The sequence below is a fragment of the Streptomyces colwelliae genome (assembly GCF_048158785.1).
Lineage (GTDB): Bacteria > Actinomycetota > Actinomycetes > Streptomycetales > Streptomycetaceae > Streptomyces.
The window spans coordinates 1-14252 of sequence record NZ_JBLTJC010000125.1 but is presented as its reverse complement, the minus strand read 5'-3'; the positions used below and the strand labels follow the sequence as shown (position 1 = coordinate 14252).

General features: G+C 69.6%; 12 protein-coding genes. 5 read left to right on the top strand and 7 right to left on the bottom strand.

The genetic code is table 11. The features are described 5' to 3' along the window. Positions 1 to 27: 27 nt before the first annotated feature. From ACNFOC_RS25165 to ACNFOC_RS25145, 5 genes are all read left to right on the top strand, one after another. A complete protein-coding gene (locus tag ACNFOC_RS25165) occupies positions 28 to 810 on the top strand; it encodes an SDR family oxidoreductase (protein WP_416961360.1) in 783 nt (260 codons plus the stop codon). After that, positions 810 to 1313, top strand: a complete 504-nt coding sequence (locus ACNFOC_RS25160) for a cupin domain-containing protein (RefSeq protein WP_416961359.1) — start codon at positions 810 to 812, stop codon at positions 1311 to 1313. Before ACNFOC_RS25165 ends, ACNFOC_RS25160 begins: the two co-directional genes overlap by 1 nt. Beyond that, a complete protein-coding gene (locus tag ACNFOC_RS25155; RefSeq protein ID WP_416961358.1) occupies positions 1310 to 2188 on the top strand; it encodes an alpha/beta fold hydrolase in 879 nt (292 codons plus the stop codon). The genes ACNFOC_RS25160 and ACNFOC_RS25155 overlap by 4 nt, the downstream gene beginning before the upstream one ends. Continuing rightward, on the top strand, positions 2185 to 3126 hold the full coding sequence (locus ACNFOC_RS25150) for a DODA-type extradiol aromatic ring-opening family dioxygenase (RefSeq protein WP_416961357.1): 942 nt from the start codon (positions 2185 to 2187) through the stop codon (positions 3124 to 3126). Before ACNFOC_RS25155 ends, ACNFOC_RS25150 begins: the two co-directional genes overlap by 4 nt. Positions 3127 to 3475: 349 nt before the next feature. Next, on the top strand, positions 3476 to 5494 hold the full coding sequence (locus ACNFOC_RS25145) for an ATP-binding protein (RefSeq protein WP_416961356.1): 2019 nt from the start codon (positions 3476 to 3478) through the stop codon (positions 5492 to 5494). 155 nt (positions 5495 to 5649) lie between these two features. Here the strand turns inward: ACNFOC_RS25145 and ACNFOC_RS25140 are convergent, their stop codons facing one another. The 7 genes from ACNFOC_RS25140 to rutA form a co-directional block, all read right to left on the bottom strand. Then, positions 5650 to 6030: a hypothetical protein gene (locus tag ACNFOC_RS25140; protein WP_416961355.1), complete on the bottom strand. Its 381-nt coding sequence runs from the start codon at positions 6028 to 6030 to the stop codon at positions 5650 to 5652. A gap of 165 nt (positions 6031 to 6195) precedes the next feature. After that, on the bottom strand, positions 6196 to 6840 hold the full coding sequence (locus ACNFOC_RS25135) for a LysE family translocator (protein WP_416961354.1): 645 nt from the start codon (positions 6838 to 6840) through the stop codon (positions 6196 to 6198). After that, positions 6837 to 8567 carry an FAD-binding protein gene (locus ACNFOC_RS25130; RefSeq protein WP_416961353.1) on the bottom strand — a complete coding sequence of 577 codons (1731 nt, stop codon included), beginning with the start codon at positions 8565 to 8567 and terminating at the stop codon, positions 6837 to 6839. The genes ACNFOC_RS25135 and ACNFOC_RS25130 overlap by 4 nt, the downstream gene beginning before the upstream one ends. A 179-nt stretch (positions 8568 to 8746) precedes the next feature. Then, on the bottom strand, positions 8747 to 10429 hold the full coding sequence (locus tag ACNFOC_RS25125) for a B12-binding domain-containing radical SAM protein (protein ID WP_416961352.1): 1683 nt from the start codon (positions 10427 to 10429) through the stop codon (positions 8747 to 8749). Positions 10430 to 10629: 200 nt separating this feature from the next. Further along, positions 10630 to 11259 carry an isochorismatase family protein gene (locus tag ACNFOC_RS25120; protein WP_416961351.1) on the bottom strand — a complete coding sequence of 210 codons (630 nt, stop codon included), beginning with the start codon at positions 11257 to 11259 and terminating at the stop codon, positions 10630 to 10632. Continuing rightward, positions 11256 to 12782 (bottom strand): MFS transporter, encoded by a 1527-nt coding sequence (locus ACNFOC_RS25115; protein ID WP_416961350.1) that lies wholly within the window; start codon positions 12780 to 12782, stop codon positions 11256 to 11258. The genes ACNFOC_RS25120 and ACNFOC_RS25115 overlap by 4 nt, the downstream gene beginning before the upstream one ends. Beyond that, the gene (gene rutA / locus ACNFOC_RS25110) at positions 12779 to 13852 is read right to left on the bottom strand and encodes a pyrimidine utilization protein A (RefSeq protein WP_416961349.1); all 1074 of its coding nucleotides are present in this window, start codon (positions 13850 to 13852) and stop codon (positions 12779 to 12781) included. The genes ACNFOC_RS25115 and rutA overlap by 4 nt, the downstream gene beginning before the upstream one ends. Positions 13853 to 14252 lie beyond the last annotated feature (400 nt).

Here is a 14252-nt window from a genome sequence, read left to right as displayed (position 1 = left end):
GGCGAGACTCAGGAGGATGCCAACATCATGCGGACAGCATTGGTCGGCGGCGGTGCGAGCGGTATCGGCCACGCGGTCGCGGAGCGCCTGGCGGGTTCGGGCGACCGGGTGGTGATCACCGGTCGGCGCGCAGCGGCCCTCGAAGCCGCGGCCGCGCGGCTCAGCGGCACCGTGGGCGACGGACCGGCGCGCGAGGTGCACGCCCTGGTGAGCGACATGGCCGATCCGGCCGCGGCCGTAGCGGCGATGGAGGAGGTCGACGACCGGTACGGCGGCCTCGACGTGCTCGTGCTCAACGCCGGTGGTCCGCCGCCCGGCGGGATCCTCGACCTGGACGACGCGCGGTGGCGGGAGGCGTCCGAGCTGTTGCTGCTCGGTCCGCTGCGGCTCGCACGCCTGGCGATGCCGGGCATGGCGAAGCGGGGCTTCGGGCGGGTGGTGTTCGTGACGTCCACGGCGGTACGGCAGCCGCAGCCCGACCTGGCCGCGTCGGTGGTGCTGCGTTCGGCGGTCACGGCCGCGGCCAAGCTGCTCTCCCGCGAGTTCGCGGCCGCGGGCGTGACCGTCAACTGCGTTGCTCCCGGCGCCACTTCGACCGAACGGCGGACGCAGATCCTGACCAACCGGGCCCGTGCCGCGCACCGCGGCTTCGACGAGCTCGACGCGCGGGACCTCGCGCACATTCCGGCCGGGCGGGCCGCGCTGCCGGCGGAGATCGCGGCCGCCGTGGCGTTCCTGGCCTCCGACGAGGCGGCATACATCAACGGGACCGTGCTCACGGTCGACGGCGGAAGGACGGAGACGATCTGATGGCTGAATCGGGATCCCGCTTCACCATGGCCGATTTCCTCGGCTCGATCCACGACACCGTGCAGCCAGGTACGGCACGACCGGTCGTCGTGCACGCCGACCAGCTCCAGCCGCTGCCTGCCGACCAGGTGCACAACCCGACCGTGCTGGCGATCGCCGGCCTGCTGCCGACGGCCAGCTTCGAACTCTTCCGGCAGACCATCCCGGCGGGTCTGAGCTCGGACATGCAGCGCCACCATCACGAGACGGTGCACTTCGTCATCGGCGGGCGCGGCCACAGCGAGATCGAGGACGACACCGAACCCTGGGCCACCGGCGACTTCATCTACACCCCGCCCTGGACCTGGCACCGCCACTACAACGACTCGGACACCGAGCCGGTCGAGTTCCTCACCATCGAGAACTCCCGTCTGCTGAACCTGCTGGGCGTCGGACGGCGGCAGAGCGCGGGACTGGTCACGGTCGCGGAAGCCCGCGCACGATTCAAGGAGGATCTGGCATGAGCCCGTTGCCCGCCCACATCGGCATCTGGGGCGAACTGTCCGACGTGGAGCACGAGTTGAGCTTCGTCGACGTCTCCGGTGTCCGCACGCGGGTCCTGCGCGCGGGGGCCGGCCCCGAGTTGATCCTGCTGCACGGCACCGGCGGCCATCTCGAGGCCTACGCCCGGGACATCGCCGGGCTCGCAGCCGACTTCCGTGTCACCGCCTACGACATGGTCGGTCACGGCTGGTCCGACCTGCCGGACCGGCCGTACACGATCGACGTGCTCTCCGATCATCTCCTGGGCCTGATGGACGAGTTGGGGATCGACTCGGCGCATCTGTCCGGCGAGTCGCTCGGCGGATGGGTGACCGCGTGGACCGCGGCGTACCACCCCGACCGTGTCGAACGGCTCGTGCTCAACACCCCCGGGAACATCGCCAACAAGCCCGAGGTGATGGTCAGGATGCGCGAGAGCACCCTGGCCGCCGTCCGCGACCCGAGCGACGAAACCGTGCGCCGCCGGGTCGAGTTCCTCTTCCACGACACCTCGATGGTCACCGACGAGCTGGTGAATCTGCGCCGCGCGGTCTACGGCCGCCCCGGCTTCCTGCGCGCGATCGAGAACACGTTGGTGCTCCAGGACCCGGAGGTGCGCAAGGAGTTCGCCTGGAACCCCTCTTGGGTCGGAGGGATCACCGCCCCCACGCTGCTGCTCTGGACCGACCACGACCCGACCGGCGGACTCGACGAGGCGGCGATGCTCCAGGGCTGGCTGCCCGATGCCCGCCTGCACGTCATAGAGGGCGCGGGCCACTGGCCGCAGTGGGAGAAACCCGCCGAATTCCTGCGCGCCCACCGCGACTTCCTGCTGCTCGGCAAGGACCCGGTATGAGCGAGATCCTCGGCCTGGTCGCCATGTCCCACTCCCCGTTCGCCACCCTGCTGCCGCCCGACGGCCCCGAGCAGCCCGGCGGCCGTTTCCTCGCCGAGGCGGCCCGGCTCTCCCGGACGGTCGCCCGGCTCGCGCCCGACGCGGTCGTGGTCATCGGCCCCGACCACTTCCACGCGAACTTCTACGACGCGATGCCGCCGTTCCTCATCGGCGTCGAACACGCCGTGGGATTCGGCGACTTCGGCAGCCGGCCCGGCCCGCTGCCCGTCGCCGGCGAACTGGCCTGGTCCGTGTACGACGGGCTCACCCGAGCGGGCTTCGACCTGTCGCTGTCCTACTCGCTGACCGTCGACCACGGGCTCGTGCAGAGCTACGAGATGGTGTGCGCCGGCACCGACATCCCGATGGTGCCGCTCGTCGTGAACACCGCCGCTCCCCCGCTGCCGACCATGGAACGCTGCATCGGCTTCGGCCGGGCGCTCGGCGACACCTTGCGCGACAGCGGCAACGGCGCCGCCGGCCGGGTCCTGGTCATCGCGAGCGGTGGCCTCTCCCACTGGCTGCCCAGCAACGACCCCCGCGATCCGGCGATGGCCGAGGACCGCCGGCACTCGGTGATCCACGGCCGCGAGGACGCCCAAGCCTTCGCTGCCGCGCGCGAACCCCGGGTCCGGGCGATGGGCGGCGACCCGCACGCCCACGTCAACAGCGCGTGGGACCGCTGGTTCCTCAAGCAGTTGGGAACCGGGGAGTCCGAGCCGATCGCGGCGCTCGGCGACGGGGGGCTGGAGGAGCAGGCGGGCAGCGGCGGGCACGAGATCCGCACCTGGCTGATCGGGCAGGCGGCGGTACGCGCGCCGTTGGTGTGGACCTCGTACGAGCCGGTTCCGGAGTGGATCACCGGTATGGGGATCGGGGCGACGTTCGAGGTGCCCTGACCTGCCGCCTCGCAGGCGAACTTCCCTCTGGATCCAGTCGAGCAGAGGGGTGCACGAACTGCCCACCGGTCAGCGGGAGATGGAGGAATCACGCTCCGAAAGTCCGTGCGCTCATTCGTACCCGTCAGCGGCCATCGAGTCGTTCCGCCTCGCGCAACCGCGCGCCACAGGAGGCCGACGACGGCCCGCCGAATCGATACACCCACCACAGCACTTCATCCCATCGGCCACAGAAACCGTCCGATCGGAAAGTTGCCAACTCCGATCACTTGTGACCGTTTCCAATGAGAGGGTTTAGCCCCTCGTCCGGGCCGTGCAGGATGGGACCGTGTCAGGCAACCTCCCAGTGATGACGACCAGCTTTGTCGGCCGCGACAGCGAACTCGACACAGTCAGAACGGCGTTGGCGCGGCAGCGGTGCGTCACGCTCACCGGTGGTGGCGGTGTCGGGAAGAGCCGGCTGGCGCTGCGTGCGGCGGAGCAGGTCCGGGGGCAGTACGCGGACGGGGTCTGGTGGGTCGACCTGTCCAACCTCTACGACGACCGGTTGTTCACCGCCACGGTCTGCGACGCGGTCGATCTCCTGGACCACAATCCGCGTGCCCCGGTCGAGGCGCTGTGCGAGTGGCTGACCGGCCGGCAGATCCTGCTCGTCTTCGACTGCTGCGAACGCGTGTTGGCCTCCTGCCTGCTCCTGATGAGTGAACTCCTCGCCGCCGCACCGCAGTTGACCGTCCTCGCCACCAGCAGACAGGCCATCGGTGTCCGGGGTGAGCGCCGCATCGAGGTGGCGCCGCTCTCCATGGACGACGGTGGAGACGGAGACGCCGTACGGCTGTTCCGGGAGCGCTGCGCCACGGCCGCGCCCGCGCTGTCCCTCGACTCCCCCGGCTCCGCCGAAGCCGTCGACGCCATCTGTCGCCGACTGGAAGGCATCCCGCTCGCTGTCGAACTCGCCTGCGCGCGCCTGCGGGAGAGCAGCCTCACGGAGATCGCCGAGCGTCTCGACTCACGGCTGAACACGCTCGTGGACGAGACGGTGTGGCCCAGGCGGCACCGAGCGCTTCGTACGGCGATCGGCTGGAGCCATGAACTCTGTTCTCCGCTGGAGCGGTTGCTGTGGGCCAGGCTCTCCGTCTTCCGAGGCCCACTCGACATGGCCGACGCGCAGTCCGTCTGCGCGGGCGGACCGCTCGATGCCGACGACATCCCGTGGCTTCTCGAGCGGCTGGTCGACCAGTCGGTGCTCCAACAGGTGGGCACCCGTTACCGGATGCTCGACACGCTGTGCGAGTACGGAGCCATGTGGCTCGCGGAACTCGGCGAGGGGGACGCCCTCGCTCGGCTCCATGCCGCACACTTCGCCGCCATGTTGGCCGAGGCCGAGGCCGGTTGGCTCAGTGACCAGCAGGTCGCCTGGTACGCGCGGATCTCCGCGACGCATGCCGACGTACGCGCCGCACTCGACCATCTCATCGAGGCGGATCCCGACGCCGCCGTCGAAATGGCTGGTCGTACGGGCCTGTTCTGGCCCTGCTGCGGGCACCTCCACGAATCCCGCGACTATCTCGAACGTGTCCTCGCCCTCGACACCCCCAAGGGCCCGTCCCGCACCCGCGCGCTCTGGGCCCTCGGTATCACGCTCACTCTCCAGGGCGACCACCGGACCGCCCTGCGCATCGGGGAAGAGTGCACCGAAGCGGCGCGCGAGGACGCCACCCCGCAGTCCGAGCTCTTCGCCGCCCACACCCTCGGCCTCACCCACCTCATGGCCGGCCGTCCCGAGGCCGCGTACGACGTGTGCGACCACGCCCTGATCACCTACGGCACGTCACCGCCGTCGGGTGCGCCGCAGCTCTGCTGCATGGTGATCCGGACCTTCGCCCACTCCGCGCTGGGCCGGCTTGCCGAGGCCTACGAAGCGGCCATCGCGCTGCGCCGTCTCAGCGTCCGGTACGGCGAGCACTGGGCGCGGTCGTACGCGTTCCACCAACTCGCGTTCATAGACCTCATCCAGGGCCGCGCGCACGACGCCGAACTCCATGCCCGGGCCATGCTCACCAGCAAGCACAACCTCAACGACAATCTCGGCATCGCCCTCGCCCTCGACCTCCTCACCGGAGCGAACGCGGTCCAGGGCAACGGCATCGCGGCCGCGCGCACGTCCGGCACCGGCAACACGTTCTGGCGCATGCTCGGCCACCCGAACCACGGCACACCCGAACTCTCCGAGGTCCGCGACCAGTGGGAACTACAGGCCCGCAAGTCGGTCGGGGACGACGCCTACGACAAGGCCTTCACCAACGCCCTGAACGACGACGCCGAACAGGGCCTCGCCCTCGTGATGCAGGGCCCGCTCGCCTCCTGACCGCGGGCTTCGCGGTCAGGAGGGCGAGCGGGAGCCTGCCGTGCGCCACGCAGAAAGCCAAGGCGGAGCATCTGCTCCCATGCCCTGTGCAGGCTTCCGCGATCGCCACGTATTGGGCTGCGCACACAGCCTCTCCGCGGCGGATCACATGCGGGTCAGGCGTAGCAGCGCGAGCGGGTGCCGATGCGGATGCCGTTCACGTAGCCGTAGCGCGGGATGCTCAGATTGGCCCGGCGTCCCGGTTCGACGCAGCTGGTGTAGCCACGGCTGTAGTGGAAGTACGCGGCACCGTAGTGCCGGGCGTTGTAGGCGTACGTGACGTCGGTACGGCGGAAGGGCTGCCAGTAGCCTGTGACGTCTTTGTAGTTGCCCACCATGATCTGATGGGATTCGTACACGCAGACGTACGGATGCCAGCATGCGCTGAGCGACGAGGATGATGCCTGAGCTGTCGGTCCGGTCGCCAGACCTGACCCGATGAGCAGCGCGGCCGACGCGCACAGCACGGCGAGCCGTTGCGTAAGACGATGACGCATGTCCTTTTCCCCCTAGTTGTACGGACGACGAGCTCATCAGGGGGTGGCCTCGAACAGCAGGGCGTGCGGGGGTGGTTCGGGGGTGCGTGTACGGGGTGCGGCCGCCCCTGCGCCCTTCTTCACACCCGTGCCTCACAGGAGGTGCTGACGGTTCGTCATCGCCCCTCAGGCCGAGGCACCCGGGTGCGACTGGTCCGTCGCCAGCAGCAGGGCGAGGACGCCCAGAGCGGATCCCGTGACGTACCGCTGTACCCGCAGCCAGGCCGGTCGCGCGGCGAGGAAGTCCGACAGGGTCCCCGCGGCCATGATGATGACCAGGTTCGCGCACACGCTCACGGCGACCTGGATGCCGCCGAAGACGAAGCCCTGGAGCAGGACGTCGCCCGCCCGGGTGTCCACGAACTGCGGGATGAGGGAGAGGTACAGCAGGGCGATCTTGGGGTTGAGGAGGTTCGTGACCAGCCCCATGACGAAGAGCCGACGGGTGGAGGTGTCCGCCATCTCGCGCGGGGCGAAGACGGACGCGCCGTCCGATCTGAAGGCCTGCCAGGCCAGCCAGCCCAGATAGGCGGCGCCCGCGATCTTGAAGGACGTGTACAGCACGGGGACGGTTCTCAGTACGGCCATCAGGCCGAGGTTCGTCACCACCACGAAAACCAGGGCGCCGACCGCGACCCCGCCCAGCGACACCACCCCGGCGCGGCGGCCCTGGGCGATGCTCCGCGAGACCATGTACATCATGTTCGGCCCGGGAGTGACCACGACGCCGAGGGATATCGCGGCCACGCTGATCCCGTTGCCCAGGTTCATCGTCGGGGCTCCCCCGCGTGGCCCGGGGAGTGCTCCCCGCCATCGTCCGAAACCCGGCCTCCGCCACGGCGAACGGGCTTCCAGAGGAGTTTCCCGGAGTCGTGCACGACGGCGTTGCCGGTGATGTGATCGGCCGTCGAGGGAAAGTCCTCGCGGTAGTGCGCCCCGCGCGACTCCTCGCGGAGCAGCGCGGACTCGACGATCAGCCGGGAGGCCGACAGGAGGTTCTCCAGGTCCAGGCACGTCTGTACCTGGGCCGCCGCCCGGGGCCCGGAGGCGATGTCCAGCTTCTCCCGGCGCTCGTCCAGCGCCGCGATCGTCTCGGTCATCGCCAGGAGACCAGAGGCCGTACGGATCGGCCCGGCCTTCAAGTACATCTCCCGGCGCAGGAGTTGGAGCAGGACCTCGGGGCAGGCACCGTCCGGGGAGACGTCCATGCGGTAGGGCCCGGTGACCCGGATGTGCTGCTCCCCCGGTCCCGCCGGCGAACCCGTACCGCCGCCGAGGGCCGCCGCGTGCCGGCCGGCGATCCGGCCGAAGACGAGGGCTTCCGACAGACCGTTCCCGCCGAGGCGGTTGGCGCCGTGGGCGCCGCCCGCGGTCTCGCCCGCGGCGTACAGGCCGGGAATGGTGGTGCGGGCCGTGCTGTCGATCCGGAGTCCGCCCATCAGGAAGTGGGCGGTGGGGCGCACGGCGAGTACCGATGTGCCCGCCGAGCCGCCGAATCCCGGCCTGATCAGACAGAGGCGTTCGTACAGCGCCGGATAGCGCTCCGGTACGACATGCGCGCAGGCACCGAGATCGAGCCGCACCGTCGCGTCCGGGAAACCGCGCCCCTCCACGATCTCGCGGTAGGCACCGCGGGACACCTTGTCCCGGGTGGCCTGTTCGCCCAGCGGGTCGTACCGCAGCATGAACCGCTCGCCGGCACCGTTGAGCAGGGTCGCGCCGTCGAACCGTACGGCTTCCTCCACCGGCATTCCGTCGTACGTCGGCACGTCCGACGCGAGCCCCGTGGGATGGAACTGGACGTACTCCATGTCGATGGCCTCGGCGCCGGCCCGCAGGCCGAGTGCGAGACCGTCGCACGTCTTGTCCGTGGACGCGGCCGACGGTGCGTACATCGAAGTGCCGCCACCGTCGGCGAGGATCACGGAATCCGCGGCGATCTCCAGGATCTCCAGGCTCTCGACGGACAGCATTTCGAGCCCGCGTACGTGTCCGTCGGCGTCGAGCAGGACGTCCGTGGCCCGCAGTCCGGAATGGACCTCGACGCGGCCTTCGTGGACGAGTCGTGCCAGTCGTTCGCCGAGCACACGCTGGATGTGGAAGCCGAGCCGGTCCTCCAGGTGGACGGCTCGGGGCGCGCCGTTGCCGCCGAACGGGCGCGTGGCGAACCGGCCGTCACTGCCCTTCTCGAATCGCAGCCCGAGACCCTCCAACCACTCCACCAGGCCGAACGCGCCCTGGCACAGCGTCCGTACGATGTCCGCGTCGCCCGCGTACGCCCCGCCCGCGAGGGTGTCCTCGATGTGGGCCGCGACGCTGTCGTCCGGCGCGACGGCCGCGTTGAAGGCGTGGGTCTTCCAGGTGCAGCCGCCGGCCGAGGCCCAGCGGTGCCGGGCATGTTCGTAGAGGGCCTTCGTGACGAGGACGACGTGTGCGCCCTCGGCGGCGGCCTCGATGGCGGCGGCCAGGCCCGCGCCACCGGCGCCGACGACGATCACACGAGGGGCCCGCGCTGCGGGTACGGATGCCGTCCGAGCCGTTTCCACAGTCGTATTCACCGTCGTATTCGCGGTCATGTTCACTGCCTTCACCGGTGTCGTCGCACGCTTGAGCCCGTCGCTTGAGCCCGTCGCTTGAGTCCGTCGCTTGAGTCCGTCGCTTGAGTCCGTCGCTCGTGTCAGAGCTGGGCACAGATCTCGTCGAGCAGTCGTCGTTCGGCCGCCTCGTCGTCGTCGACTCCGCCGAGCATGTAGCCGCCGAACTTCATGTGTCCGCGCTCCCGGCCGAGGGCGATCACGCCCCGGCCGATATCGGCGATGGCGGCTTCCACGTCCACGAGTTCGACCTCTGTGTTCTCGTGGACGTACAACTCGGTGAGACGCCGGGCCGGAATGATCTCGCCGTGCGCGGCACGTACTTCGGGGTGGGTGCGGAAACTCTCCCAGTACATCCGCGAACCCGGGATCACACCGGGCGCCGCGACCGACACGGTGGTGATGGTGTCCCGATAGGTCTCCGCGAGGGAGAGCCAGGAGTCGACCTCTTCGTGGAGTTGTTTCCGGGTGGTACCGGGCAGGCCGAGGATTCCCGAGGCATAGATCTTGTAGTCCAGCTCCTGGGCCAGTTCGAGTGCCTCATAAACCCGGTCGGGCCCTTTGTTGATGCCTTTGGAGTCGCCCTTGAGGAGTTTGGGGTCGAAGGCCTCCAGGCCGACGTTCCAGGTGCGGACGAAGCCCTGGCAGAGCTTGGCCGACTGGAGGAACTCGAAGACCAGGCCGTAGGCGAGGAGGAACCGGTGGTCCCGGAGGACCGGTGAGGCGGCGCAGCGTTCGGCGAGTTCGTCGAGGTAGCCGATGTCGCCGGACCACTGCGCCCGGGAGAAGCCGAGGGTGGAGTCCCCGGCTGCGTAGACGTTGGCACCGAGGCCGCCGACCGCCTTCTCGAGTGCGGGAACGATCGTGTCCATCCGGGCGAATTTCGGGGTGAGCCCCTGGATCGAGCAGTGTTTGCATCGGCGTCCCGGACGCGTTCCCCAGGTGCAGCCTGCGTCCAGGGGGAGAGTGACCATGCGTTTCAGGTCGTAGTGATGCGCGTACCAGACGTCGAACGCCTTGTCGTAATACCGCTCGAGTTGATCCTCGATGAGTGTGTAGTCCGGGAGCATGCGGCGGTCGAGCGGGTACGTGGGAGCGGGCTGGTTCACGACCCCGAGGTGTTCGCGATAGGCGAGCGACGGGACACGTTTCAGATCGAGTTGCCCTCGTAACGCATACAGGAGGCCCAGCATGGTGAACGGTCCGTTGTTGCCTGTGCTGACGAAATCGACGAGCCGTCGGCCGTAATGGCCGGTGAGTATTTCGCGGTGGAGGATTCCCGCGTGGTCGTTGCCGAACACGACGACCGCGTCGGGGTTCACCCGCTTGATTTCCGCGGCGACGATGAAAGCCCACAGCGCGGTGGCGGTGTAGACGGTGAACGCCGCCACGTCCGGGGGGTCCGCCGCGATGGCGGCGCGTACCTCGTCCCACGGGACATGGCTCAAGTCGAGGTATTTCCAGGGGAGTTCAGGGAGGTACTGCTCCTGGTAGGTGATCATCTCGACCAGACCGGAGTGGGGGTAGACCGTCCCCTCGTTCCGGTACCGCTCCTGGCCGTCCACGCCGTCCACGAGGGCACCGCCGCCGGAGTGGCCGCCGCGGTGGGCGGAGGTGAGCGGCAGGGCGAAGTACCAGACGGACGGGGCGGCGGAGCCGGGGCGAGGACCGGAACCCGAACCGGGTCCGGTACCACCGGGTGGAGGGAACTCCCACTGGAAGCGACCATCGATGCCGACGACTTCCTCCACCGGTTCCAGACTCATCTCCACGACGTCTCCCACCACAGTCGGCACCAGGAGCGCCCCAGCGTCATCGCCCCCTCCTGGCCCTGTCACGCGCCGTTCCACTGAGCGGACCGGCCGTCGCGGACGCGGCTCGGACCCGGTGTCGGTGTCGGGAATCGCCGGACCGCCGCACGCCGAGCCGTCCCCACCGGCCCCGAGCGCCCCGAGCGCCCCGACGCTCAGCCGAGAGACGCGAGGTACTCCTGAGCCCGCCCGAGCGGCCACACCTCGCCGATCTTGTGCTTGATGTCGAAGAGGTTCGCCGCGTGGATGCCCGGGTCCCGGTCGCCCACGGCCTCCTCGACCACGATCGGTACGAATCCGTGCTGCATGGCGTCCAGAGCGGTGGCCCGGACGCAGCCGCTGGTCGACAGTCCGCCGATGAGCAGGGTGTCGATTCCGTCGGCCGTGAGGCGGTCGGCCAGCCCGGTGCCGAAGAATGCGCTCGGGCACTGCTTCGTCACGGTCGACTCGTGCGGCCGCGGGGCCAGTCCGTCGATGAAATCGCCGAAGGGGCTGCCCTCCGCGAAGGCCCGCAGGACCGGCACCTTGCGCAGGAAGAGACCGCCGTCGCTGCCGTCCGCCCGCAGCAGCACCCGCGTGATGATCACCGGGATCCCGGCCCGGCGGGCGGCGGCCAGGAGGAGCCTCATCGCCTCGACCGCCGGTTCGACACCGGCGTAGAGCGGGCAGTCCGGGTCGACGTAGGCGCGGGCGGGGTCCACCAGGATCAGGGCCGGGGACGTGCCGGGGGTGAGACGGCCGTCGAAACCGGCGCGCTCGTAGTCCTCCCGTGCGGAATCGGTCATGGTGACGTCCTTCGTGAAGTGGTGGACTCCGGTGGGGCGTTAACGGTGGCAGCGATGGCGGCGTCGGCGGTACGGGGCGCCCGCAGCGATGTGGGGAACGCCAGGCAGATCACTCCGCCGACCACGACGATGCCTGTGAGGACGAACCCCGTGGCGCGGATGTTGGCGACGAAGCGGTCCAACTGGCCCGACGCGAGCACGTTCAGCGTGTTCAGTGTCCCGTCGTAGGCGGCCTGGCGGGCCGGTCCGCTCAGCCCCGTCGTCGTGAACGCGAGGGCGAGGGCCGTGCTGAGCAGGTAGCCGACGTTCTGTGTGGTCGAGCGCAGGCCGTTGGCCATTCCGCGTCGGTCGGCCGGGACGCCGAGCATCAGCGCGCTCGTGCTGGGTGTCATGAACAGTCCGGTGCCGGCTCCGACGAGGAAGAGGAACGGGGCCACCGCCCAGAACGGCACGGCTGTCGTCGAGAGCGTCAGCGAGAAGCCCAGCAGCCCGCATGCCGTGACCGCCATGCCTGTGGTCGTGAGCGTGCGCGGGGTGAAGCGGTCGAACAGGGAACCGGCGGCGGCCGAGGTGATCAGCGTTCCGGCCGCGACCGGTGTCACCAGCACCCCCGCCTCCAGGGACGTGGCGCCGCCGACCGCCTGCTCGTGGAAGGACGCCAGGAGTACGACGGCGTAGCCGCCGACCGCGTTGGCGAGGACGGCCGCGAGCACGAGGGCGATCGCGCGGGTGCGCAGCAGCGCCACGTCGACCAGGGGGTGCGAGCGCCGCGTCTGGACGACGACGAAGGCCGTGAACAGCGCGAGGGTCGCGGCGCCGCAGGCCCACGGCAGCCAGCCCGCGACGGTGGCCGTGACGCCGGGTGTGAGGGTGAGGACGAGGGCGGTCAGCATCGCCGTGGACAGCAGCGCGCCCGGCAGGTCGAACGGTTCACGGACCCGGCCGCCCCGCTCTCCGGTCGCCGGAACGGCCAGTACCGACGCGCCGATCGCGACCAGCCCGATCGGTACGCAGACGACGAACAGCCCACGCCAGCCGAGCAGTTGGGTCGCCGCGCCGCCGACGACCGGTCCGGCGACCTGGGCCGTCGCGGCGACCGTGACGTTCCAGCCCAGGGCCCGGCCCAACGTGCGTGCGGGGAACACGTCGGTGAGCAGGGCCGTGTTGTTGGTGATCACGGCGGCGGCACCGACGCCCTGCACGACCCGGGACGCGATCAGGAACCCCGCCGACGGGGAGAGCGCCGCGAGCCCGGTCCCGGCCGTGAAGACGACGAGCCCGGTGAGGTACAGGCTGCGGCGGCCGACGATGTCGGCGATCCGGCCGAAGACGAGGATCAGGGCGGTGGTGACGAGCATGTAGCCGAGCAGGATCCAGTCGGCCTGCCCGGGTTGTGCCCCCAGCTCCCGGGTGATCGTGGGCAGTGCGACGGCGAGACCGCTCATGTTGAGGAACACGGCGACCACGCCGACCGCGGTGGCGGCGAACACCCGCCACGGACCACGGACGGCGCGCTCGGTCACCCGGGCAGCGAGCGGGACTTCATCAACGGCTGGACGCGGGTGCCGAAGTTCTCCAGGCCTTCGAGGAAGTCGTCGAAGACGAGCATGATCCCCTTGGTGCCCTCGACCTCGGCGACCTCGTCGAGCAGCTTCGCGACGGTCTCGTACGACCCGACGAGCGTGCCCATGTTGAAGTTGACCGCGCCCTCGGGCAGCACGATGGTGCGGGCGGTGGAGGTGTCGTCGGCGGTGGTGTCCGTGGCGGACTCACCGGCCATGTACGCCAGCGCCGCGTGGTCCGCGTTGTCGTGGTAGTCCTGCCATTTCGCCTGGGCGGCCTCGTCGGTCTCGTCGGCGATGACCATGAAGAGGGAGAGCGCGCCGACGTCCCGGCCGGTCCCCTCCGCCGCGTCCACGAGGGAGGCCGTGGTGTCCGACAGGGCGAGCGGGGTGTTGACGCCGCTGCCCAGGATGAAGTTGTACTCGGCGTGCTCGGCGGCGAACCGGATGCCCGTGGGGCTCTGCCCGGCCGCGACGATGTCGATGTGCCCGTCCGTCGGGCGCGGTGAGAGCACGCAGTCGTCCATCTCGTAGAACTCGCCCTTGAAGTTGCTGACGCCCTCGCTCCACAGCTCCTTCATCACGGTGACGTACTCGGCGGCGCGGGCGTAGCGGTTGCCGAAGTGTTCGTCGCCGGGCCACAGGTCCATCTGGGAGTACTCGCCGGGTGCCCAGCCGGTGACGATGTTGATGCCGAAGCGGCCGGGGGCGATCGAGTCGATCGTCGTGGCCATGCGGGCGACGATCGCCGGGGGCAGGACGAGGATCGGGGTGGAGGCGTACAGCTTGATCCGCTCCGTCACGGCGGCTAGGCCCGCCATCAGCGTGAACGACTCCAGGTTGTGGTCCCAGAACTCGGTCTCGCCGCCGAATCCCTTGAGTTTGATCATCGAGAGCGCGAAGTCGAGCCCGTGCTCCTCGGCCTTCTGAACGATGGCCTTGTTCAGCTCGAAGCTCGGCAGGTACTGGGGTGAACTCTTCGATATGAGCCAGCCGTTGTTGCCGATGGGGATGAATACGCCGATGTCCATGCCGCTCCTGCTTTGACGGGTGGGCGGGGGTGAGTCTGACGGGGTGACAACGTCCGGACATGATCAAGGTGTTCCATACCCCGTTCACGACGCCCCGTTCCCCCGGATGCCGAGTATTGTCACCCGAGCGAACGCGGGTGGACCACCGGGGCAACTCGGTCCGGAGCGCTGCCTGTTGAGAGCCGTGTGCGAGAGCGGGAGTCAAAGGTGAGAGTCCTGCGCAGCACCGCGTTATGTGAGGCGGGAACGGTAAAATTTACGGTATGAACGCACGTCTGGCTCTGCTCGGCACCGTGGACCCCGGCGTCACCGAGAGCGAGGTCTTCCGGCTGGCACTGCAGCACGCGGTGGGCGAGCTGGGCGCGCTCGGTGGGGCGATTCATCTGCGCGGTCCGATGTC

Bases quoted from the DNA above. Each gene is read 5' to 3' on its own strand.
- ACNFOC_RS25165 (WP_416961360.1), top strand. From the start codon at position 28: ATGCGGACAGCATTGGTCGGCGGCGGTGCGAGCGGTATCGGCCACGCG.
- ACNFOC_RS25160 (WP_416961359.1), top strand. From the start codon at position 810: ATGGCTGAATCGGGATCCCGCTTCACCATGGCCGATTTCCTCGGCTCG.
- ACNFOC_RS25155 (WP_416961358.1), top strand. From the start codon at position 1,310: ATGAGCCCGTTGCCCGCCCACATCGGCATCTGGGGCGAACTGTCCGAC.
- ACNFOC_RS25150 (WP_416961357.1), top strand. From the start codon at position 2,185: ATGAGCGAGATCCTCGGCCTGGTCGCCATGTCCCACTCCCCGTTCGCC.
- ACNFOC_RS25145 (WP_416961356.1), top strand. From the start codon at position 3,476: ATGACGACCAGCTTTGTCGGCCGCGACAGCGAACTCGACACAGTCAGA.
- ACNFOC_RS25140 (WP_416961355.1), bottom strand. From the start codon at position 6,030: ATGCGTCATCGTCTTACGCAACGGCTCGCCGTGCTGTGCGCGTCGGCC.
- ACNFOC_RS25135 (WP_416961354.1), bottom strand. From the start codon at position 6,840: ATGAACCTGGGCAACGGGATCAGCGTGGCCGCGATATCCCTCGGCGTC.
- ACNFOC_RS25125 (WP_416961352.1), bottom strand. From the start codon at position 10,429: ATGAGTCTGGAACCGGTGGAGGAAGTCGTCGGCATCGATGGTCGCTTC.
- ACNFOC_RS25120 (WP_416961351.1), bottom strand. From the start codon at position 11,259: ATGACCGATTCCGCACGGGAGGACTACGAGCGCGCCGGTTTCGACGGC.
- rutA (WP_416961349.1), bottom strand. From the start codon at position 13,852: ATGGACATCGGCGTATTCATCCCCATCGGCAACAACGGCTGGCTCATA.